17 protein-coding genes are annotated in these 20,021 nt (G+C 73.1%); 11 read left to right on the plus strand and 6 right to left on the minus strand.

The window, feature by feature from the left end; genetic code table 11:
• The first annotated feature begins 672 nt into the window (after positions 1 to 672).
• From boxC to paaZ, 8 genes are all read left to right on the plus strand, one after another.
• A complete protein-coding gene (boxC, locus tag ABD879_RS00305) occupies positions 673 to 2,400 on the plus strand; it encodes a 2,3-epoxybenzoyl-CoA dihydrolase (protein WP_345016170.1) in 1,728 nt (575 codons plus the stop codon).
• Between the two features lie 3 nt (positions 2,401 to 2,403).
• Positions 2,404 to 3,822 carry a benzoyl-CoA 2,3-epoxidase subunit BoxB gene (gene boxB, locus ABD879_RS00310; protein WP_345016172.1) on the plus strand — a complete coding sequence of 473 codons (1,419 nt, stop codon included), beginning with the start codon at positions 2,404 to 2,406 and terminating at the stop codon, positions 3,820 to 3,822.
• A gap of 18 nt (positions 3,823 to 3,840) precedes the next feature.
• Positions 3,841 to 5,415: a benzoate-CoA ligase family protein gene (locus ABD879_RS00315; RefSeq protein WP_345016174.1), complete on the plus strand. Its 1,575-nt coding sequence runs from the start codon at positions 3,841 to 3,843 to the stop codon at positions 5,413 to 5,415.
• Positions 5,412 to 6,506 carry an NAD(P)/FAD-dependent oxidoreductase gene (locus tag ABD879_RS00320; protein WP_345016176.1) on the plus strand — a complete coding sequence of 365 codons (1,095 nt, stop codon included), beginning with the start codon at positions 5,412 to 5,414 and terminating at the stop codon, positions 6,504 to 6,506. The genes ABD879_RS00315 and ABD879_RS00320 overlap by 4 nt, the downstream gene beginning before the upstream one ends.
• A gap of 53 nt (positions 6,507 to 6,559) precedes the next feature.
• Complete coding sequence (fdxA, locus tag ABD879_RS00325; protein WP_345016178.1) at positions 6,560 to 6,910, plus strand: ferredoxin; 351 nt, start codon at positions 6,560 to 6,562, stop codon at positions 6,908 to 6,910.
• Between the two features lie 193 nt (positions 6,911 to 7,103).
• A complete protein-coding gene (locus tag ABD879_RS00330; protein WP_345016180.1) occupies positions 7,104 to 8,585 on the plus strand; it encodes a 3-hydroxyacyl-CoA dehydrogenase in 1,482 nt (493 codons plus the stop codon).
• A gap of 34 nt (positions 8,586 to 8,619) precedes the next feature.
• Positions 8,620 to 9,363: an enoyl-CoA hydratase/isomerase family protein gene (locus ABD879_RS00335; protein WP_345016181.1), complete on the plus strand. Its 744-nt coding sequence runs from the start codon at positions 8,620 to 8,622 to the stop codon at positions 9,361 to 9,363.
• A complete protein-coding gene (paaZ, locus tag ABD879_RS00340; protein ID WP_345016183.1) occupies positions 9,360 to 10,907 on the plus strand; it encodes a phenylacetic acid degradation bifunctional protein PaaZ in 1,548 nt (515 codons plus the stop codon). Before ABD879_RS00335 ends, paaZ begins: the two co-directional genes overlap by 4 nt.
• Before the next feature lie 3 nt (positions 10,908 to 10,910).
• On the opposite strand, the gene ABD879_RS00345 is transcribed toward paaZ, so the two are convergent.
• The 6 genes from ABD879_RS00345 to ABD879_RS00370 all read right to left on the minus strand — a co-directional run bounded on the left by ABD879_RS00345 (position 10,911) and on the right by ABD879_RS00370 (position 16,589).
• A complete protein-coding gene (locus ABD879_RS00345) occupies positions 10,911 to 11,777 on the minus strand; it encodes a PaaX family transcriptional regulator (RefSeq protein ID WP_345016185.1) in 867 nt (288 codons plus the stop codon).
• 241 nt (positions 11,778 to 12,018) lie between these two features.
• On the minus strand, positions 12,019 to 12,726 hold the full coding sequence (locus ABD879_RS00350) for an ABC transporter ATP-binding protein (protein WP_345016187.1): 708 nt from the start codon (positions 12,724 to 12,726) through the stop codon (positions 12,019 to 12,021).
• Complete coding sequence (locus ABD879_RS00355; protein WP_345016189.1) at positions 12,723 to 13,505, minus strand: ABC transporter ATP-binding protein; 783 nt, start codon at positions 13,503 to 13,505, stop codon at positions 12,723 to 12,725. Before ABD879_RS00355 ends, ABD879_RS00350 begins: the two co-directional genes overlap by 4 nt.
• On the minus strand, positions 13,502 to 14,491 hold the full coding sequence (locus tag ABD879_RS00360) for a branched-chain amino acid ABC transporter permease (protein ID WP_345016191.1): 990 nt from the start codon (positions 14,489 to 14,491) through the stop codon (positions 13,502 to 13,504). Before ABD879_RS00360 ends, ABD879_RS00355 begins: the two co-directional genes overlap by 4 nt.
• A 23-nt stretch (positions 14,492 to 14,514) precedes the next feature.
• Positions 14,515 to 15,387, minus strand: coding sequence for a branched-chain amino acid ABC transporter permease (locus ABD879_RS00365; RefSeq protein ID WP_345016193.1), 873 nt, complete (start codon positions 15,385 to 15,387; stop codon positions 14,515 to 14,517).
• 11 nt (positions 15,388 to 15,398) lie between these two features.
• Positions 15,399 to 16,589, minus strand: coding sequence for an ABC transporter substrate-binding protein (locus ABD879_RS00370; protein ID WP_345016195.1), 1,191 nt, complete (start codon positions 16,587 to 16,589; stop codon positions 15,399 to 15,401).
• A 514-nt stretch (positions 16,590 to 17,103) separates the two neighbouring features.
• Here ABD879_RS00370 and ABD879_RS00375 point away from each other — a divergent pair.
• Genes ABD879_RS00375 through ABD879_RS00385 form a run of 3 tightly spaced genes read left to right on the plus strand, consistent with a single transcriptional unit; the run spans position 17,104 to position 20,014 of the window.
• Complete coding sequence (locus ABD879_RS00375) at positions 17,104 to 18,105, plus strand: 3-oxoacyl-ACP synthase III family protein (protein WP_345016197.1); 1,002 nt, start codon at positions 17,104 to 17,106, stop codon at positions 18,103 to 18,105.
• A complete protein-coding gene (locus ABD879_RS00380; protein ID WP_345016199.1) occupies positions 18,102 to 18,872 on the plus strand; it encodes a glycosyltransferase family 2 protein in 771 nt (256 codons plus the stop codon). The genes ABD879_RS00375 and ABD879_RS00380 overlap by 4 nt, the downstream gene beginning before the upstream one ends.
• Positions 18,869 to 20,014 carry a cytochrome P450 gene (locus tag ABD879_RS00385; RefSeq protein ID WP_345016200.1) on the plus strand — a complete coding sequence of 382 codons (1,146 nt, stop codon included), beginning with the start codon at positions 18,869 to 18,871 and terminating at the stop codon, positions 20,012 to 20,014. The genes ABD879_RS00380 and ABD879_RS00385 overlap by 4 nt, the downstream gene beginning before the upstream one ends.
• Positions 20,015 to 20,021: the final 7 nt, after the last annotated feature.

The following is a 20,021-nucleotide window of genomic DNA, read 5'->3' on the forward strand; positions in this document are numbered from 1 at the left end:
TGCCCCGACCGCCCTCTCAGCGCCGTCACGTCACAACCCGGCCTGCCTCGTTCCGGGAACGGAACGAGCCCCGAGCCGGGAAGCCGATGGCCATACGGGCGTTCGGGGCAGGCTTCAGCGTTTTCCGGGCCGCCGGCCGGTGCCGGAGCGGCGGCTCGGAGCCTGTCGCAGCGGCAGGCCGGCGACCAGGCACATTGCGCAGGCAGGCGGCTTGTCGCGCGGTGCCATGTCGACGCCGGCAGCCGCTTGCGGCGCGTCTCCCGGACGGCGCGTTGTCCACAGGGGCGCAGACTGCGGCCGCGCCCCGCCGACGGTAGAAGAGCGCACTGCCCGCGAAGCGTTGAGCGATAACCCGTCCGGCCCCGCGGCACCCGGGCGACCTCCGGGGGCTGGTGCCCGGCGTTGTCCTTTGCGGCGGTGCGGCGTCCCGTCGCAGGCGCGGCCCAGTGCGGCCAGGCGGCGTGGAGTGCGGCCGATGGCGCCGTGGGGCACTCGCATCGTTCGTCGGGCTCGACTGCCCGGTGCGGCGTCGAGTGATCCGGCTGTTGGACATCGACATCCTGTGCGCCTCCACCGTGGGCGATACTCGACGGGATTTGCTACGAACTCTTGACGCTGCTGTAGAAGATTGTAGAGTGTCGCCATCTTCGACGACATGGGAGGACCTCCCTGATGACCAGCTTGGCCAGCGAACCCACCACCCGGGCGGACGGCGGTGCGCCGGGGACTCTCGCCCGGCAGGAGCGAGTCGAGTTCCGGACCGAGCCGTCCCGCTACCGCCACTGGCGGCTCACGTTCGACGGTTCCATTGCGACGATCACCATGGACGTGGACGAACATGGAGGGCTGGTTCCGGGCTACGAACTGAAGCTGAACTCCTACGATCTCGGCGTCGACATCGAGCTCTACGACGCGGTGCAGCGGCTGCGCTTCGAGCACCCCGAGGTCCGCGCCGTGGTGATCACCGGCGGCAAGGAGAAGGTGTTCTGCGCGGGCGCCAACATCCGGATGCTGGCGGCCTCGCCGCACTGGTGGAAGGTGAACTTCTGCAAGTTCACCAACGAGACCCGCAACGGCATCGAGGACGCCTCCGCCAACTCCGGGCAGACCTACCTGGCCGCGCTCAACGGCACCGCCTCCGGCGGCGGCTACGAGCTGGCGCTGGCCTGCGAGCACATCATGCTGGTCGACGACCGCTCCTCGATGGTGTCCCTGCCCGAGCTGCCGCTGCTGGGCGTCCTGCCGGGCACCGGAGGGCTCACGCGCGTCGTCGACAAGCGGCATGTGCGGCGCGACCTGGCCGACTACTTCGCCACCAAGGCCGAGGGCGTCGGCGGCAGGAAGGCCGTGGCGTGGCGGCTGGTCGACGAGGCCGTGCCGCGCACCGCCTGGGCGGAGACCGTCGCCGCGCGGGCCGCGGAGCTCGCCGCCCGCTCCGACCGCCCGGCCGACGCGCGCGGGATCGAGCTGACCCCGCTGGCCAAGACCCGCACCGACGACCACATCGGCTACCGCTACGTCAGCGCCGACCTGGACCGCGGCCGCGGCGTCGTGGAGATCACCCTGCTCGGCCCGGACGGCGACGCCCCGGCCGACCTCGCCGGACTGCACGCCCAGGGCGCCGACTTCTGGACCCTCGCGCTGACCCGCGAGCTGGACGACCTGATCCTGGACCTGCGCACCAACGAGATCGAGCTGGGCACCTGGATCATCCGCACCCGCGGCGACGCCGCCCGCGTGCTCGGCCACGACGCGCTGCTGCTGGAGAACTCCGGCGACTGGCTGGCCCGCGAGATCGTCCTGTACCTCAAGCGGACCCTGAAGCGGCTGGACGTGACGAGCCGCAGCATCATCGCCCTCATCGAGCCCGGCAGCTGCTTCGCCGGCTCGCTGCTGGAGACGGCGCTGGCCGCCGACCGCTCCTTCCACCTGGCGGGCGTGTTCGAGGAGATCGATCCCGACGCCGACCCGGCCGCGATCGTCCTCGGCCCGATGAACTTCGGCCCCCTGCCGATGGGCAACGACCTGACCCGCCTGGCCACCCGCTTCCACGGCGACCCCGAGGGGCTGGCCGCGGTGCGGGACGCGCAGGGCCGTCCGCTGCAGGCCGAGGAGGCCGAGCGGCTCGGCCTGGTCACCTTCGCGCCCGACGACATCGACTGGGACGAGGAGGTGCGCATCGCCGTCGAGGAGCGGGCCAGCTTCAGCCCGGACGCCCTGACCGGCATGGAGGCGAACTACCGCTTCGCCGGGCCCGAGACCATCGAAACCAAGATCTTCGGCCGGCTGTCCGCCTGGCAGAACTGGATCTTCAACCGTCCCAACGCCTCCGGGCCCGACGGCGCGCTGCGCAAGTTCGGGACCGGGCAGCGCGCCGCCTTCGACAGCAAGCGAGTGTGACCCATGGCCATCGCCGCCGACTACACCGAGAAGATCCCCAACAACGTCGACCTGCACGAGGACCGGCGCCTGCAGCGGGCCCTGGAGTCCTGGCAGCCGAACTTCCTGTCCTGGTGGGACTCCATGGGCCCCGCCCTGCCGACCCGCGACGTCTACCTGCGCACCGCCGTCAACGTGGGACGCGAGGGCTGGGCGCACTTCGGCTACGTCGCGATGCGCGACTACCGCTGGGGCATCTTCCTCGCGGACCGCAAACCGGACCGGCGCATCGCCTTCGGCCGCCACAAGGGCGAGCCGGTGTGGCAGCAGGTTCCCGGCGAGTACCGCGCCGACCTGCAGCGCCTCATCGTCATCCAGGGCGACACCGAGCCCGCCTCCGTCGAGCAGCAGCGCCATCTCGGCGCGACCGCGCCCAGCCTGTACGACCTGCGCAACCTGTTCCAGGTGAACGTGGAGGAGGGCCGCCACCTGTGGGCGATGGTCTACCTCCTGCACGCCTACTTCGGGCGCGAGGGCCGCGAAGAGGCGGAACTGCTGCTGCACCGCAACTCCGGCAGCGAGGAGTCGCCGCGCATCCTCGGCGCCTTCAACGAGGAGACGCCCGACTGGCTCTCCTTCTTCATGTTCACCTACTTCACCGACCGCGACGGCAAGTACCAGCTGGGGACGCTGAAGGAGTCGGCGTTCGACCCGCTCAGCCGCACCTGCGAGTTCATGCTGAAGGAGGAGTCGCACCACATGTTCGTCGGCACCACCGGCATCGACCGGGTGGTGCAGCGGACCGTCCAGCTGATGCTCGAACACGACACCGACGACGTCGTCGCGCACGGCGGCATCCCGCTGGACATCATCCAGAAGTACCTGAACTTCCACTTCTCGGTGTCGCTGGACCTGTTCGGCTCGGAGACCTCGACGAACGTCGCCAACTACTTCACCGCGGGGCTCAAGGGCCGCTGGGCGGAGGAGCGCCGCCGGGACGACCACGTGCTCACCGACGACTCGATCATGGTCGACGCGATCGTCGACGGGAAGCCGGGGCAGACCGAGGTCGCGGCCCTGGTGGGGCTCAACACCGACCTGCGCCGCGAGTACATCGGCGACTGCCAGAACGGCGTCAACCGGTGGAACCGCATCCTGGAGGAGGCGGGCATCGACCGGCGGCTCAGACTGCCGCACGTGGCGTTCAACCGCAAGGTCGGCGCGTTCGCCGGCATCGAGGCGACCCCGGACGGCGAGGTGCTCTCCGCGGACGAGTGGGAGCGGCGCAAGGGCGAGTGGCTGCCCACCGAGGTGGACCGCACCCACGTCCGGTCGCTGATGCAGCCGGTCTACGAGCGCGGGAAGGTCGCCGCCTGGCTCGCTCCGCCCCGCCAGGGCATCAACGGCAAGCCCACCGACTACGAATACGTCCACCTCGCCTGAAACCGGACGGCACAGTAGATGAGCGAACCCTTCAACGCCTGCCACTACCTGCTCGACCGCCGCATCGAGCAGGGCGACGGCGGCCGCCTGGCGCTGACCGGCCCCGGCGGTGACCTCACCTACGCGCAGCTGCACGAGCGCGTCCGCCGCACCGCGGCCGGGCTGCGCGGGATCGGCCTGCTGCCCGAGCAGCGGCTGGTGATGTACATGGCCGACTCGCCGGACTTCGTCACGGTGTTCCTGGCCGCGCTGCGGATCGGCGCCGTCCCGGTCCCGGTCTCCACGATGCTGCGCGCCGACGGCCTCGCCGAGCTGCTGCGCGACTCGCGGGCCGCGCTGCTCGCGGTGACGCGGGAGTTCGCCGCCGCCGGCGCCGAGGCCGCCGCGGCGGCGCCGGAGCTGGCCGGAGTGCTGGTCGGCGGCGGTTGCTCCATCGGCACGGCCCTGCCGGTGCACGCGCTGGACGACCTGGCCGCCGCCGAACCGGACGGCGGCCCGTACGCCACCACGGCCGACTCCCCGGCGTTCTGGCTCTACACCTCCGGGACCACCGGCACGCCGAAGGCCGCGATGCACCGGCACGGCTCCATCGAGGTGGTGTGCCGGACCTACGGCAGGCACGTGCTGGGCATCCGGCCGGACGACCGGTGCCTGTCGGCGGCCAAGGCGTTCTTCGCCTACGGCCTGGGGAACTCGGTGCTGTTCCCGCTGTCGGTCGGCGCGGCGACGATCCTGGAGCCCGCGCCGTCCCGGCCGGAGCCGCTGGCCGAACGGGCCCGGACCTTCGGCGCGACCCTGTTCTTCGCCGGGCCGACCTTCTTCGCCAACATGCTGCACGCCGGCCTTCCGCGCGGGGCGCTCGGCGGGGTGCGGCTGGCGACCTCGGCGGGCGAGGTGCTGCCCGCGTCCCTCTACCACCGCTGGACCGAGCACTTCGGCGTCGACATCCTCGACGGCATCGGCATGACCGAGATGCTGCACATCTTCATGTCCAACAGGCAGGGCGCGGTGCGGCCCGGCACCACCGGTGTGGCGGTGCCCGGATACGACCTGCGGATCCTGGACGAGCACGGCAACGCGGTCCCACCGGGCACCCCCGGCACCCTGTACGTGCGGGGCGAGTCCACGGCGACGGGCTACTGGTCGCGCTACCACGCGTCACGCGAGGTGTTCCAGGGCGAATGGCTGTGCACCGGCGACACCTACGTGCAGGACGCCGACGGCTACTACACCTGCCTCGGGCGCACCGGCGACATGCTGAAGGCCAGCGGCATCTGGGTGTCGCCGACCGAGGTGGAGGCCCGGCTGCTGGAGCACGAGGCGGTCGCCGAGGCCGCGGTGGTCGCCGCCCTGGACGAGGACGGGCTGGAGAAACCCGTCGCCTACGTGGTGGCCGAGACCGGGGCGGCCGTCACCGAGGAGGAACTGATCGCGTTCTGCCGGCAGGGGCTGCCCGCGGTGAAGCGACCCCGGCGGGTGGTGTTCATCGACAGCCTGCCGACCACCGCCACCGGCAAGGTCCGCCGGGCCGAGCTGCGCGTCCGCGCCGCCGGCGTGCTGGGCGGCCCGCACCGGGAGGCCGCCCTGTCATGAGCGACCCTGTGACCACCGGCCCTCACACGACCGGCCCTCACACGACCGGCCCGGACACCACCGGTTCGGTGATGGCCGGTTCCCGGACGACCGACTCCGCCATGGCCGACATCGAACGCGACCTGCTGATCGTCGGCGCCGGCCCGGTCGGCCTGTACGCCGCCTACTACGCCGGGTTCCGGGGGCTGTCGGCCGCCGTGGTCGACTCGCTGCCGGAGATCGGCGGGCAGGTCACCGCGATGTACCCGGAGAAACCGATCTACGACGTCGCCGGGTTCCCCGCGGTCAAGGGCCGCGACCTGGTGGCCGGCCTGCTGGAGCAGGCCAGGCGGTTCGCACCGGCGTTCGTGCTCGGCCAGCGCGCCCAGACACTGGAGAAGGACGCCGCCGGGGTGTTCACGGTGACCACCGACGCCGGCACCCGCATCCGCTGCCGGGCCGTGGTGATCAGCGGCGGCATCGGCACCTTCACCCCGCGGCCCCTCCCGGCGGGCGAGGGCTGGCTGGGGCGCGGCCTGTCCTACTTCGTGCCCTCGCTGGAGGCGCACGCCGGGCAGGACGTGGTCGTCGTGGGCGGCGGCGACAGCGCCTGCGACTGGGCGCTGAGCCTGGAGCCGATCGCCCGCTCGGTCACGCTGGTGCACCGCCGCGCCGCGTTCCGGGCGCACGAGCACAGCGTGGCCCGGCTCCGCGCCTCGGCGGTCGAGATGATCACCGAGGCGCAGGTCACCGCCGTCCACGGCGACCGCACCGTCGAAAGCGTGGAGATCACCGGCCCCGGCGGGCGGATGACGCGTCCCGCGCAGGCGGTCATCGCGGCGCTCGGCTTCACCGCCAACCTGGGCCCGATCCGGCAGTGGGGGCTGGAGGTGGTCGGCAACCGCTACCTGGCGGTGGACACCACCATGGCCACCAGCGTCCCCGGCGTGTTCGCGGCCGGGGACATCACCGACTACCGCGGCAAGGTGCGGCTGATCTCGGTCGGCTTCGGCGAGGCGGCCACCGCCGTCAACAACGCCGCCGTCCTGATCAACCCGGAGGAGCAGCTGTTCCCCGGCCACTCCACCGACAGCGTCCCCGCGGTGGCCTGACGCGCGTTCCGGCCGGCCGCGGCCGCACCCGACCGACCCGAGGAGGAAACGCCATGCCGTACGTCATCGCTGCGGCCTGCATCGACGTGATGGACCGCTCCTGCATGGAGGAGTGCCCGGTCGACTGCATCTACGAGGGGGAGCGCAAGCTGTACATCAACCCCGCCGAGTGCATCGACTGCGGCGCCTGCGAGCCGGTCTGCCCGGTCACGGCGATCAGCCAGGACCGGCGGGTGCCGGCCGACCAGCACGACTTCGTCGCCGACAACGCCCGCTTCTTCGCCGAACCGCTGCCCGGCCGCGACGAGCCGCTCGGCATGCCCGGCGGCGCCTCGGTCACCGGCCCGCTCGGCGTCGACACCGAACTGGTCGCCTCCTACAAGGTCGCGGTCGGGGACGGCTGATGCCATGCCGCACAGCGGCGCCGGTGGGGCGTGGCGGCGCGGACGTCCCGGCCGGGCACGTTGCCGTGGGCGTCCCCGCCCGCGCCCGGGGCGGGCGAGTGGAGCGCCGAGGCGGCGGAGCTGTACCGCGGCGTGGCCGGACGCCACCGGACCGGTCTGCGCCGCAGGGGTTGAGGGGAACCTGAGAGGAGACATGAAGGAAACCGTCGCCGTGGTGGGCACGGGCACGATGGGCGCGGGCATCGCGCAGGTCGCCGCGCTGGCGGGCCACCGGGTGCTGCTGCTGGACGCCGCCCCCGGCGCCGCCGACCGGGCGGTGGCCGGCATCCGCGAGCAGGTCGGCAGGCTGGTGGCGCGCGGCAGGCTCGACGCCGACCCCGACGCGCTGGCCCTGACGCCCGTCGACGGCGTCGGCGCGCTGGCGGACGCCGGGATCGTCATCGAGGCGATCGTGGAGGACCTCGCCGCCAAACGCCGCCTGATCGCCGAACTGGAACCGGTGGTGGCCCCCGACTGCCTGCTGGCCAGCAACACCTCGTCGCTGTCGCCGACCGCGCTGGCGGCCGGCGCCGAGCGGCCCGAGCGGATCCTCGGCCTGCACTTCTTCAACCCGGTGCCGCGCATGCGCCTGGTCGAGGTGGTCGCGGGCGCCGACACCCGCGCCGAGGCCCTCGACCGGGCCGCCGACCTGGTCACCGCCTGGGGGAAGACGCCGGTCCGCTCCGCCCCGACGCCCGGGTTCATCGTCAACCGGATCGCCAGGCCGTACTACGCCGAGGCGTGGCGGCTGTACGAGGAGCGGGCCGCCGCCCCGGAGGTCGTCGACGCCGTCCTGACCGGCGCAGGAGGCTTCCCCATGGGGCCGTTCGCGCTGATGGACCTGATCGGCCACGACGTCAACGAGGCCGTCACGCGGTCGGTGTGGACGGCGTTCGCGCACGACCGGCGCTACGAACCCGCCCAGGCGCAGCGCGCCCTGGTGGAGGCCGGAAGGCTCGGCCGCAAGAGCGGCCGGGGCGTGTACCGCTACGGCCCCGGCGCGTCCCTCCCGCAGGCGTGCGGCGCGCCACCGGAACCGGCGCCGCTGGAGGTGACCGATCACGACGCGGTCGCCCTGAGCACCCTGCTGTCCCGGGCGGCCGTCCCCGTCCTGGGCGGCGAGCGCGGCGACGGCACCGTCGAACTGCCCGGCGGAGCACTGCTGGTGCGCGGCACCGGTGTCACGGCCACCGCCTTGGCCGCCGAGCACGGCGCCCCGGTGATCGTCGTGGACCGGACGCTGGACGACGCCACCGCCACCGCGATCGCCATCGCACCGAGCGACCGCTGCCCCGCCGACGCTCTGGCGGCCGCGGTCGGCCTGCTGCAGGCCGCCGGGCTGGCGGTGCACGTCATCGACGACACGCCCGGTCTCATCGTCACCCGCACCGTCGCGATGCTGGTGAACCTGGCCGTCGACGCGCTGCAGCACGGCGTCGCCACCGCCGCCGACATCGACGCCGCCATGCGGCTGGGCGCCGGCCACCCGCTCGGCCCGCTCGCGTGGGGCGACCGCTGGGGAGCGGGCACCGTCCACTCCGTCCTGACCGCCTTGCAGGACGCCTACGGCGACCCCCGCTACCGCCCGAGCCCGCTGCTGCGCCGCCGCGCCCTGAGCAGGCGGGCGCTGGCATGACCGCAGGCCCCGACACGCCCCTGGAGGACACCCGATGACCGTGGTCCGGGTCGACCGCGAGGACCACCTGCTGTGGGTCGGCCTCGACCGTCCGGCCAAGCACAACGCACTCGACCAGGCGATGGTCGCCGAACTGGAGGCGGTGCTGGAGGCCGCCCGCCGCGGCGACCCGTGCGTCCTGATCGTGCACTCCACCACCCCCGGCATGTTCGCCGCGGGCGCCGACATCGCCGAACTGCGCGACCGCGACGCCGACGCGGCGCTGCTGGCCATCAACGCCGGCCTGTTCGACCGCCTGGAGGCGCACCGCTGGCCGACCATCGCGCTCGTCGACGGTCCCGCCTTCGGCGGCGGCTGCGAGCTGGCGCTGGCCTGCGACTTTCGGATCGGCTCGGGCAACGCCCGGTTCGCCCAGCCGGAGCCGTCGCTGGGCATCATCGCCGGCGCGGGCGCGAACTGGCGGCTGCCGCAGCTGGCCGGGCTGGCCACGGCCCGCCGCATGCTGTACGCCGGGGCGCGCCTGGACGCCGCGCAGGCCCTGCGGGCCGGCCTGCTCGACGAGGTCGTCGACGACCGCGCCCGGCTGGTCGAGCGGGGCCGGGAACTGGCCGCGGCCATCGCCGAACGCTCCTGGCGCGCCCTGGAGCTCACCAAGCTCGCGCTGCGCAGCCGGCGGCCCGCGACCACGGCCTTCGACGTGGCCGCGCAGGCCCTGCTGTTCGACAGCGCGGACAAGCACACCCGGATGACGGCCTTCCTGGAGCGGAGGAACCGATGACGCCCGTACTGCGCAGCTACAGCCACGACACCTGGCAGGAGGGCGGCGGCCCCGCCAGGCCCCTGCGGGACGCCGCCACCGGCGAGGTCGTGGCGCGGCTCCCCGCCACCGGTCCCGATCCGGCCGCGATGCTCGACCACGCGCGCCGGGTCGGCGGCCCCGCGCTGCGCGCCCTCACCTTCACCCAGCGCGCCGCCATCCTCAAGGCGCTGGCCCGGCACCTCAGCGACCACGCCGCCGAGTTCGCCGAGCTGAGCACCAGGACCGGTGCGACCCGCCGGGACACCGCCGTCGACGTGCAGGGCGGCATCGGCACGCTCGCCGTCTACGCGAGCAAGGCCGCCGCGGAGCTGCCGGACGCGGTCGTGCTGGCGGACGGCCCGGTCGAACCGCTGGGCCGCGGCGGCACGTTCGCGGGACGGCACGTGCTGGCGCCCCGGCTCGGCGCCGCGGTGCAGATCAACGCCTTCAACTTCCCCGTCTGGGGGATGCTGGAGAAGTTCGCACCGGCCTTCCTCGCCGGGATGCCGTCGGTGGTCAAGCCCGCCGGGCCGACCGCCTACCTCACCGAGCTCGTGGTACGCCGGATGACCGAGTCCGGGATGCTGCCCGAGGGGACGCTGTCGCTGCTGTGCGCGGGGCCCGCCGGGCTGCTGGAGGGCCTCACCGCGCAGGACACCCTCAGCTTCACCGGGTCGGCGGCGACCGCGCTGAAACTGCGCACCCACCCCGCCGTCGCGGGCCGCGCCGTGCCGTTCAACGCCGAGGCCGACTCCCTCAACTGCTCGGTCCTCGGCCCCGACGTGACCGCGGACGACCCGGAGTTCACGCTGTTCGTCGACCAGATCGTCACCGAGATGACCGTCAAGGCGGGGCAGAAGTGCACCGCGATCCGCCGCGCGTTCATCCCGGCCGCGCTGGCCGACGCCGTCACCGAGGCGCTCGCCGAGCGGCTGCGCCGGGTCGTCGTCGGCCACCCGGGGCGGCCGGACACCGACATGGGGCCGCTGGCCGGCCTTGAGCAGCGGGAGGAGGTGCGCGCCGCCGTCGCCGGGCTGGCCGCCGAAGCGAAGACCGTCTTCGGTGATCCGCTCCGGGTCGACGCCGCCGGCGCCGATCCCGAACGCGGCGCCTTCGTGTCCCCGATCCTGCTGCGCTGCGACGACCCGTCGGCCGCCGCGCCGCACGAGATCGAGGCGTTCGGCCCCGTCAGCACGCTGCTGCCCTACACCGGACTGGACGAGGTCGCCGCGGCCGCCGCACGGGGCGGGGGAAGCCTCGCGGGCTCGATCGTCACCGCCGACGCCCAGGTCGCGCGGACCCTGGTGGACGGACTGGCCCCCTGGCACGGACGGCTCCTGGTGCTGAACCGCGACGACGCCGCCGAGTCGACCGGGCACGGGGTGGCGATGCCGCAGCTCGTGCACGGCGGGCCCGGCCGGGCCGGCGGCGGCGAGGAGCTCGGCGGGCTCCGCGCCCTGCACCACTACATGCGCCGCACCGCCGTGCAGGGGCACCCCGGCTTCCTGGCCGGCCTCGCCTGAGCCTCAGCCCCCGGCGGCCAGCTCCGCCCAGCGCTGCTGGGCGGCGTCATGCCAGGTCCGGTGCAGGTCCTCGAACACGTTGGCGGCGCGCAACCCGATCCAGTGCGGCGGCAGCAGCTCCAGCGGCAGCTGCGGGTCCAGGCCGGGGAAGCGGCGCCAGGCGTTCACCAGCCGGATCTGGGCCAGCAGCACCGGGTCGCCGGGGTCGGGGCGCAGCCCGGCGAACTCGCGGACGAAGTCCTCGTAGGCGGCGGCCAGGTCGTCCAGGTGCCAGGCCTGCTCGACCATGGCGCGTTCGGAGCCGATGCCGGCGAACGCCCCGCAGAACGAGAAGATCGCCACGTCCAGGCCCAGGTCGTCCACCACCTGCTTGGCCTCGGCCTCGCGCGCGGTGTGCGGGCTGATCCACACGCCCGGCGCCGGGCTGCCCAGGCCGACCCAGCTCAGCTTGGTGCGCAGCCGGTGGCGCAGGTCGCGTTTGGACTCCGGGACGCTGACGAGCAGCACCAGCCAACGCCCGTCCCAGGACCGGCGTTCGCGGCTGAAGGAGTAGATGCGTTCGGCGCCCTCGCGCAGCAGCACCCGGCCGTGGTCGGTCAGCGCCCAGCGGACCCGGCGCCCGGACCGCCGGGAGGTGATCCAGCCGTCGGCCGCCATCCGGTTCAGCGCCTGCCGGGCGGACCGCTCCTCGATCCCCAGACCGGTCGTGACCCGCAGCAGATCGGATGTCCACACCGGTTCGCCGTGCGGCAGGACGAACTCCCCGAACACGGTCAGCAGCAGGGAGCGGGCGCTGGTCGCGGCGGCCTGCTGCCGGCGGGTGTAGGACGGCACGGCCCCGCTCGCCGCCGCGCCCCGGTCACCCGTCATGGCCGGCGGATCCCTCCTCGGACGCGGTTCGCCGCATGATCGTTGCCATGCGTACATGCTACATCACAACAACGCCCTTTAATGTCTGTGTAGAACGATGTGTGGGGGTTCACACAAGAGGCGCCTTTGCGGCAAGGCCGGCAATTGAGCCGCGATTCATTCGCGGCCTTCGTGAAATCGTCATCGAAATGGTCGGACGGTGGCCGGTCGACGCGCCTGGCCTGACCGGCCACCGCCCGGGTCATCCGACGCCGAGGAGCGCGTGGGCGCGTTCGCGGTCCTGGCGGAACTCGGCGGTGGTGCTTCGGTGGACGATGCGTCCCTTCTGCATCACGGCCACCTCGTCGGCGAGGCGGAAGGCCAGCCGGAGATCCTGCTCCACGAGGACCGTCGCGATCCCCTCCTCGCGCAGGCGCTCCAGCACCACCGCGATCTGGTCGATGACCGCCGGAGCGAGACCGTCCGACGGCTCGTCCAGCAGCAGCAGCCGCGGGTTGCGCAGCAGTGCCCGGCCGATGGCGAGCATCTGCTGCTCGCCGCCGGACAACTGGTCGCCGTGGTTGCCGCGGCGCTCGGCCAGTCTGGGCATCAGCTCGTACACCCGCGACACCGTCCAGTGCCCGCGGTTGCTGCCCCGCTGTGCGATCCGCAGGTTCTCCTCGACGGTGAGGGGCGCGAACACGCGGCGGCCCTGGGGGACGATCGCCACACCGTGGCGGGCGACGATGTGCGCGGCCGCTCCGGCCAGTTCGCGTCCGCCGACGCGGATGCTGCCCGAGTAGGGGCTCAGCATGCCCATCACCGTGTGGACGAACGTGGTCTTGCCGACTCCGTTGCGGCCGAGCAGCGTCACCACCGCGCCGGCGGGAACGCTGAAGTCCACACCGTCCAGCACCGTGGTGCCCGCGTACCCGGCGCGCAGGCCGGACACGGTGAGCAGTTCGGTCATCGGGCCCCTCCGGCGTCGGTGAACAGGTCCTCGGTCCTGGCCGCGCCGAGGTAGGCGCGCTGCACCTTCTCGTCGGCGCGGATCGCCTCCGGCGCGCCGGACGCCAGGACCCTGCCCAGGTGCAGCACGGTGACGCGGTCGGCGAGACGGAACACCACGTCCAGGTCGTGCTCGACGATGAGCACGGTCAGGGACTCGGGAAGCCGTTCCAGCAGCGCCGTGAACCGCTCGGTCTCGGCGGCCGACATCCCCGCGGTGGGCTCGTCGAACATGACCAGGGACGGTCCGGTGGCCAGCACCATCGCCACTTCGAGTTGCCGCCGCTCACCGTGGGACAGCGAGGCCGCCTTCTCGCCGGCCCGCCCGGCCAGCCCCACCGACTCCAGGTGGCGGTGCGCCTCCGCCTCCAATGCGCGGAACCGCCGCGCCGGCCGGTGGAAGCGGTGCGCCACCCGGTGGACGCGCTGGACGGCCAGTGCGACGTTGTCCAGGACCGTGCAGTCGAGGAACAGACTGGAGTGCTGGTAGGTGCGCACCATGCCGCGCCGGGCCCGTTCGGGTTCCGGCAGGGCCGTCACGTCCTGCCCCGCAAGCAGGATCCTTCCGCCGGTGGCCCGCAGCGTTCCGGCGACCGTGGCGAACAACGTCGACTTGCCCGCCCCGTTGGGGCCGATCAGTGCGTGCCGTTCACCCTTGCGGATGGACAGATCGACCTTGTCGACGGCGGTGACCGAGCCGTACGACCGGGTGAGTCCTTCCAGTTCGAGCAGCGGAGTCACGTCCGCCCCTCCTTTCCGCGGCGGAACGAGACGCGCGCCAGTCCGCGCGGCATGACGAAGACGACCGCGATGAACAGCACACCGAGCAGCAAGGGGCCGTGGCCGCCGACATAGGCGGACAGGTTGTCGCGGACGAGCAGTACCAGTGCCGCGCCCAGGCACGGCCCCCACAGGCTGCCCGAGCCGCCGATGACCACGCTGAGCAGTGCCAGTGCGGCGACCTCGAACCCCAGGTCACCGGGGGAGACGAACCGGGTCTGCGCGACCCAGAGCGCCCCGCCCACTCCCGCGACGCCTCCGGCCAGGCAGAAGACGCCGTATCCGGCCAGCGCCGGCCGGTAACCCAGCGCCCTCATGCGGGGTTCGTTGTCCCGGATACCGCGTAGGGTCCGCCCGTAGGGTGAGCGGGCGACGAGCGAGACCGCGGCGAACACGGCGAGCGCCACGGCCAGGATCCACCAGTAGACGATCCCCGCGACCGGGATCGGGGCGCCGAACAGGCTGATCGGCGGCATCCCGGCCAGACCGTTGCCGGCCCCGACCGCGGACCATGTGTCGGCGACCTGGTGCACCGACTCCCCGATCGCGAGGGTCAGCATCAGGAACACGATCCCGCGGGCGCGCACGGCGACCCAGCCGGTGACGGCCGCAGCCGCCGAACCCGCCGCCAGCGCCGCCACCACCTGCACCACCGCGTCCGCGGTCACATGGATGCCCACCAGCGCCGCCGTGTAGGCGCCGACACCGAAATAGGCCGCCTGGCCCAGCGTGGGCAGCCCGGTGACACCGGTCAGCAGGTCGACGCTCAGCACCAGCACCGCGAAGGCCAGCATCCGCGTCATGGTGGTCACCTGGTAGACGCCGAGCACCAGCGGCGCCGCCGCCAGCAGCGCCACCACCGCCACCGCTATCACGGCCGTCCGGCGCGTCCGGTGCGTCCCGGCCGAGCCGGGACCGGCGGGCGGTGCCGCTTGAGCGGTCTGCACCGGTGCAATGTTCTGGACGGCCTTCATGCGCGCACCGCCGTCGGAGCGGGAAGCAGGCCGGCGGGCCGCACCAGAAGCACCAGTGCCATGGCGCCGAACAGCAGGAACGACGCGTACTCCGGCAGCAGGGACGTTCCCAGCGCCTGCACCTGCCCGATCAGGAGCGCGCCGAGCAGCGCGCCCCGTACCGAGCCGAGACCGCCGACCACCACGACGACCAGCGCCAGCAGCAGCACCTTCTCGTCCAGGCCGGGCTGGGCGCCCAGGATCGGCCCGGCCAGCACCCCGCCGACGGCGGCCAGCGCCGCTCCGGCGGCGAACACCCCGACCAGCACCCGGCCGGTGTTGATGCCCAGTGCGGACACCATGCCTCGGTCCGCGACGGTGGCCCGGATGACCGAGCCCAGCGCGCTGCGCTCCACCAGCAGGTAGACGGCCACCGCCAGCACCGCCCCGAACCCGATCACCAGCAGCCGGTAGAGGGGGTAGGTCTCACCGAGCACCTGGACCCCGCCCGCGACCGGGGCGGGGGCCGACAGGGAGTGGACGTCGTCACCGAAACCCAGCGAAAGCAGTTCCGTGATGACCAGGGAGACGCCGAGCGTCAGCAGCGCCTGGTCGAGATGATGGGAGGTGGTCTGCGACAGCCTGGCCAGTACGCCGCCGAGGACGGCCCCGGCCGCCGCGGCGGCCAGCACCGCCAGCACGAACGCCGCCAGGCCCGCGTCCGGTCCGCTGACGGCGACCGCGACGTAGGCGCCCACCAGGTAGACGGCCCCGTGGGCCAGGTTGAGCACGTCCATCATCCCGAACACCAGGGACAGGCCCAGCGCGATCGCGAAGAGCAGCGAGCCCATCGCCAGCCCGTTGAGGACACTCACCAGATAGGTGTTCATCCGCGATCCGTTCAGCTCAGTTCGCCGATGACCGCGTTGACGACCGTGCCGCCCTCGGAGCGGACCTCGCGCAGGTAGTACTTCTGCCGGGCATCGTGATCGGCGTCGAACGTCCACGGGCCGCGCGGGCTGTCGATCGTCCCGATGCCGCCGAGCGCCTCGGCCAGCTCCGCACCGCTCGAACCGGTGGCCTTGGCCAGCGCCTTGTCGAGTGCCGCCGCGGCGTCGTAGGTCTGGACGGCGTAGACGGTCGGCGCCTCCTTGTAGGCCTTGCGGTAGGCGTCCACGAATTCTCGGTTGCGAGGCGTGTCGAGCTCGGTCGAGTAGTGCAGCGAGGTCTTCACGCCGACGGCGGCCTCGCCCTGGGCGTCCAGCACCCCGCCCTCGGTCAGGAATCCCGTGCCGTACAGCGGTACCTTGCCGGCGAGCCCGAACTGCTTGTATTGCTTGACGAAGTTCACCGCCTCAGCACCGGCATAGAAGCTGTACACGGCGTCGGCGCCCGAGCTGCGGATCGCCGACAGGTAGGGCTGGTAGTCCTGGGTCTTGCCGAACGGCGTGTACTTCTCGCCGGCGATCTTGCCGCCGGCCGCCTCGAACGTCTTGCGGAACCCGGCCGCCATCTCCCGCCCGGCCGCGTAGTCGGCGGTGATCAGGTAGACGCTGCCCTCGGTCGCCTTGGCGACGGCGGGACCGAGCGCGGCACCGACCTTGCCGTTGGCGAAGCTGGTGCGCCAGACGTACGGCGACTTGCGGGCGCCGGTGATGTCGTCGGCGCCGGCGTTGGCGACCAGCAGCGGCCGCTTGGACTCGTGGAAGAAGTCGCGCAGGCCCAGCGCGGTCGCGGAGTTGACCACTCCCACCACGGAGGTGACCTGGTCCTGCGTCACCAGCTTCTGCGCCGCGGGCACGCCGGTCTGCGGGCTCTCGCCCTCGTCGGCCGTGACGACCTTGACGGTGCGTCCGCCGAGCTTGCCGTCGTGCTGGTCGAGGTACAGCTGGAAGCCGTTGCGCATGTCCGCGCCGAGCGGCGCGTAGACGCCGGACAGCGGCACCAGCAACCCGATCTTGACATCGCCACCGGACTGCCCGCCGCCCGACCGGCTCAGGCTCGACTCTCCGCAACCCGACAGCGTCAGGGCGCCTAGCGCGAGCGCGGTGATCGCGGTGACGGGGCGCAACAGGGTGGAGGGAACGCCCATGGCGGCTCCTCGGAGATGGGAACGCCGGCTCTGCTCGCCGGCGAGACTGGCCACAGAATTTACATCTACCTGGAGCAACGTCAAGACTCTGTATCAAATCGGCGGTGGTGACCTGGCTGGTGCCTCGTCACGAAGGGTTCAGGCGGTGGCGTCCCGCGGCCTCCGACGCGAGACAAAAAGATCAAGTATCGGAAGTCGAGCGTTGACAGATGGGTCGGGCATTGCGAGACTGATCGCCTCTTCCGGGTCGGCGAGATGCCCTTGCGGAGCCCCTGCCATGTGTCACCGTGCTGATCGATCGCCCCTGTCGGCCACGAGTGCGACCGCCCGGGCGCCACTCCCCCCGGGGCGCCGCCGCCCGCCCGGCCGGGCCGGATCACATGGGCTCACATACTCGGCAACGAACTAGGTCGAAGTCCCCACGTCACTTTGCGTCGGATCCCCCTGATCGGCCGCGGGAGCCGTCTGCCACGCTGTGGAGCCGGCCGAGCAGCACAGGACCTTGGGGGAATCCATGAGAGCCCGGATCGCGGGAGTGGCCGCGTACCTGCCCGAGCACACGCTCACCAGCACCGAAGTGGAGGCCCGCGTCGCCGCAGAGAGCGACGGCTTCCGGCCCCACCCGACGATCGTCGAACGGGTGACCGGCATCCGGCGGCGCCATGTGATGCGCGCCGACCAGCAGGCGTCCGACCTGGCCGCGGCCGCCGCCCGCGCCCTGCTCGCCGAGCACGGCCTGACCGCCGACCGGCTGGACCTGCTGATCTTCGCGTCGGCGTCGCAGGACCTGATCGAACCCGCCACCGCGCACATCGTCGCCGCCAAGCTCGGCGCGAACTGCCCGGTGTTCGATGTCAAGAACGCCTGCAACAGCTTCCTCAACGGCCTGCAGGTCGCCGACGCGCTGATCCGCACCGGGCAGCACGAGCGGGTACTGGTGTGCTGCGGGGAGAGCCCGTCGCGCGCCGTCCGCTGGCGGGTGCGCGACCGCGCCCAGTTCGCGGACGCCTTCGCGGGCTACACCCTGTCGGACGCGGGCGCCGCGATGCTGGTGGAGGCCGCGCCCGACGGCGGGATCTTCTACCGCGACTTCGCGGCCCGGTCGAGCGCGTGGCACATCGGCACGCTGCCGGGCGGCGGCTCCCTGCACCCGCGCGACCCCGAGCACACCTACTTCAGCGGCGACGGGCGCCGGCTGAAGGACGCGTTCCTGGCGGGCGGACCGGAGATCTTCTTCACCGCACTGGAGAAGACCGGTCTGACCTGGGACGATTTCGCCGTCATCGCCGTGCACCAGGTGACCGTGCCGTACCTGGAGACCCTGCGGTCGGTGCTGGGCATCCCCGCCGGGCGGCTCGTGGTGACACTGCCCGAGCACGGCAACGTCGCCTCCGCCACCCTGCCGCTGCAACTGGCCACCGCGATCGGCCAGGGCCGGTGCGGACCGGGCGACCGGGTGGCGTTCATCGGGCTGGCGGGCGGTGTCAGCCTCGGCGTGCTGTTCGCGGCGCTGTGAGCGGGGGCACCGGCATGCGGCTGTGGGTGGTCGTCCCCGCCTACAACGAGGAGCGGTCGATCGGCGCCACGCTGCGGCGGCTGGCCGGGCAGAGCGACCCGGACTTCACGCTCGCCGTGGTCGACAACGCCAGCACCGACCGCACCGCCGAGGTGGTGCGCGCGTTCGCCGCCGACCGGCCCCGACCGGAGATCCGCATCGTCACCGAACCGCAGAAGGGCACCGGCGCCGCCGCCGACACCGGCATCCGGCACGCCATCGCCGCCGGGGCCACGCACATCGCCCGCACCGACGCCGACTGCCTGCCGCACCGCGACTGGATCGCCGCGGTGAAACGGGGGTTCGGCGACGGCCTGGAGATGGTGAGCGGCCCGCTGCGTCCGCGCACCGACGAGTTCGAGCTCAAGCTGTGGGAGCGGCGGCTGCTGCCGACCGTGGTGGGGCTCGCCGCGCTGTTCGGACGCATCCGCCCCGGCAACCGGGACCCGCGCTACCTCGGCCCGTACGTGATGATGCCCGGCTGCAACGTCGCCGTCACCGCCGACCTTTACGAGCGCGCGGGCGGCTTCCCCCGGACCCGCATCGAAGACGTCCACGAGGACCGCGCCCTGGTCAACCGCGTGCGGATGCTGACCCGCGCCTACGGGCTGCGCAAGGACATGGTGGTGTACGGCTCGGTGCGGCGCCTGCGCGCCTACGGCCTCCTCGGCACGCTCGCCTGGTACGCCGACCACCGCTACCGGCCCGAACAGGTGGACATCCGATGAACCCCATGGTCTGGGAGCGCCGCCTCTACATGGCCGCGCACCCGTTCGCCTACCCGCTGCTGCGCGCGCTTGCGCGACGCGGCCCCGTGGTGCGGGTCCCCGGGGTGGGCGTGGTCGTCAACGACGCGCGGCTCGCCCGGGACGTCCTGATGGACGGCGAGACGTTCCGCAAGGACGGTCCGGGCTCGCCCGGCGACCTGTGGACGCCCGTGCTCGGCCCGTCCGTCCTGCTCAACATGGAGGGGGAGGCGCACCGGCTGCTGCGGCGGCGCCTCACCGGCCTGTTCACGCCCGGCTACACCGCGGCGCTGTGCGACCGGGTGCTCGCCGCCCCCCTGGACCGGCTGTCGGAGCGGCTCGCCCGCGGGGCCGCCGTCGACCTGGTCGACGCCATGCGGACGCTGGCGGGCGCGGTCATCGCCGAGGTGATCGGCCTGGACGGCGGCGAGGCCGACTACCGGCGGCTGTTCGCCCGGGGCGAGGAGATCGTCGCCATGGTCTCGCTGCGCACCCGCCGCCTGTCGCCGCGCCAGGTGGCGCGGGCCCGCGCCGTCCTCGCCCCGCTCGGCGACATCGCCGCCGCGGCGTACGCGGCCGGGGACGAGCGCAGCGTCATGGGCCGGATGCGCGCGGCCGGGCTGTCGGAGCGGGAGGCGCGCGGCGCGGCGGCGGCGTTCTTCCTCACCGGCACCGAGACGGTCGCGACCCTGGTGCCCCGGCTGATCGCGCTGCTGCACGACGCGGGCCGCCTGGACCCCGGCGTCGCCCTCGACGCGGCGATCGACGAGGCCATGCGCGTCACCACGCCGACGCCGGTCATGCTGCGCGGGGTCCGCCGCCCCGCCGCGGTCGGCGGCGTCGCGGTGCGCCCCGGCGACCGGGTCGTGATCGCGACGCACAACTGCTGCCGCGCCTACGGGCCGTTCGACCCGGACCGTCCGCAGCCGCCCGAACTGCGGCGCCTGTGGTTCGGCGCCGGCCCGCACTTCTGCATCGGCTACCCCCTCGCCACCGCCGAGACCCGCGCCGTGGCCCGCGCCGTCCTCGCCCGCGCGCCGCTGACGATCGTCCACCGGGAGGCGGCGCGCGGTGTGCTCATCCCCGCCTACCGCCGCCTGATCGTCCGCAGCAGGGCCGCATGACCGGAGA

The sequence above is a fragment of the Actinomadura keratinilytica genome (genome assembly GCF_039539665.1).
GTDB classification, from domain to species: domain Bacteria; phylum Actinomycetota; class Actinomycetes; order Streptosporangiales; family Streptosporangiaceae; genus Spirillospora; species Spirillospora keratinilytica.

Bases quoted from the DNA above. Each gene is read 5' to 3' on its own strand.
- boxC (WP_345016170.1), top strand. From the start codon at position 673: ATGACCAGCTTGGCCAGCGAACCCACCACCCGGGCGGACGGCGGTGCG.
- boxB (WP_345016172.1), top strand. From the start codon at position 2,404: ATGGCCATCGCCGCCGACTACACCGAGAAGATCCCCAACAACGTCGAC.
- ABD879_RS00315 (WP_345016174.1), top strand. From the start codon at position 3,841: ATGAGCGAACCCTTCAACGCCTGCCACTACCTGCTCGACCGCCGCATC.
- ABD879_RS00320 (WP_345016176.1), top strand. From the start codon at position 5,412: ATGAGCGACCCTGTGACCACCGGCCCTCACACGACCGGCCCTCACACG.
- fdxA (WP_345016178.1), top strand. From the start codon at position 6,560: ATGCCGTACGTCATCGCTGCGGCCTGCATCGACGTGATGGACCGCTCC.
- ABD879_RS00330 (WP_345016180.1), top strand. From the start codon at position 7,104: ATGAAGGAAACCGTCGCCGTGGTGGGCACGGGCACGATGGGCGCGGGC.
- ABD879_RS00335 (WP_345016181.1), top strand. From the start codon at position 8,620: ATGACCGTGGTCCGGGTCGACCGCGAGGACCACCTGCTGTGGGTCGGC.
- paaZ (WP_345016183.1), top strand. From the start codon at position 9,360: ATGACGCCCGTACTGCGCAGCTACAGCCACGACACCTGGCAGGAGGGC.
- ABD879_RS00345 (WP_345016185.1), bottom strand. From the start codon at position 11,777: ATGACGGGTGACCGGGGCGCGGCGGCGAGCGGGGCCGTGCCGTCCTAC.
- ABD879_RS00350 (WP_345016187.1), bottom strand. From the start codon at position 12,726: ATGACCGAACTGCTCACCGTGTCCGGCCTGCGCGCCGGGTACGCGGGC.
- ABD879_RS00365 (WP_345016193.1), bottom strand. From the start codon at position 15,387: ATGAACACCTATCTGGTGAGTGTCCTCAACGGGCTGGCGATGGGCTCG.
- ABD879_RS00370 (WP_345016195.1), bottom strand. From the start codon at position 16,589: ATGGGCGTTCCCTCCACCCTGTTGCGCCCCGTCACCGCGATCACCGCG.
- ABD879_RS00375 (WP_345016197.1), top strand. From the start codon at position 17,104: ATGAGAGCCCGGATCGCGGGAGTGGCCGCGTACCTGCCCGAGCACACG.
- ABD879_RS00385 (WP_345016200.1), top strand. From the start codon at position 18,869: ATGAACCCCATGGTCTGGGAGCGCCGCCTCTACATGGCCGCGCACCCG.